The organism is Acinetobacter sp. YH12236, from assembly GCF_013417645.1.
In the GTDB taxonomy this organism is placed as follows: Bacteria; Pseudomonadota; Gammaproteobacteria; order Pseudomonadales; family Moraxellaceae; genus Acinetobacter.
The window spans coordinates 1-1,094 of sequence record NZ_VPDM01000079.1 but is presented as its reverse complement, the minus strand read 5'-3'; the positions used below and the strand labels follow the sequence as shown (position 1 = coordinate 1,094).

At 40.6% G+C, this 1,094-nt stretch carries 1 protein-coding gene; it reads right to left on the bottom strand.

The window, feature by feature from the left end:
• Nucleotides 1-20 precede the first annotated feature (20 nt).
• Nucleotides 21-1,094: IS4-like element ISAbe18 family transposase (locus FTV14_RS15895; RefSeq protein WP_180054168.1), on the bottom strand; the 1,074-nt coding region annotated here is incomplete at its 5' end.

The following is a 1,094-nucleotide window of genomic DNA, read 5'->3' as shown; positions in this document are numbered from 1 at the left end:
CATTGCTGTCCCACAATTTTTCACAAGAGGAAGCTCAAATGAGCTTCCTCTTGTTTTATGGGTATTTTATCGGGTGAAAATAAAGCTTTTAAAGTTCTTCTTTCAAACAAATTCACTTGAATTATTCTGAGTAAACGTTGAACTGTCCAACCTGTTTTTCCTAAATGTTGAGCGAAACTCACCAATAAATAGGCGATCATCGCAATCCAGATTTGTGTCTGAATTGCGTTCCTGCTGCGGCCTAGAAACGCTTTTAATTTGAGATTCTGCTTAATCGCCTTAAAGAACAGCTCAACTTTCCAACGATCTTTATAAATCGCCGCAATGGTGGAGGCGGCTAAATGAAAGTTATTGCTGAGAAAGCTAAAGTGCTTGCCACTTTGCTGATCTCTATATTCAATTCTTCTTAACACTGGGGCTTTTCTTTTTAGGGCATGTGCGCTATTCAGCTGAATGGTTTCATCTTTTAGAATACCTTTGGATTCAAGCACTGGATGTTGCTGGATCACCTGATACACAGATTTAGGCCTAAAACGTGTGACAAATCCAATGTTTTGAGCAGTCAGATTTGCATACCATTGGTAATCGACATAGCCTTTATCAAAAACTACAATGCTGCCAGCAGGAAACTGGAATTTGCGGCCTTGTACCATGTCATTTTCTTTGCCATTTTCAACTGCAACAAACTCAGGAATATCATTGCTGTGATTCAATCCTATACTGAGTTTCATGCTGGCTTTTGAGTCGTGAACTTTGGCCCATTCACATAAGGAAAGCGACAGGTCAATATGACTGGCATCCAAGGAATACAAGGGATTCTTAAAGCGAAATTTATGAGCGACTTTTGAGTGGTCATAGTATTTAAGCAACTTGTAAAATAGCTGTTGATACAAGGCAGCAGGCTGCTGCTCATTGATTCGTGCCAGCGTGCTTCGGGGAATAGACTTTGCTCCGAGATGACTTAGCTTTTCCTGTTGGCACTCCAAATTGGATTGAATATCTCTCAGACTTTGCCTACAAGAGAATTGAGACATCAATATGGCAATAAACTGATCCCACCGGGAAGCCGCTCTAAATTTCTGTCCAACATGGTG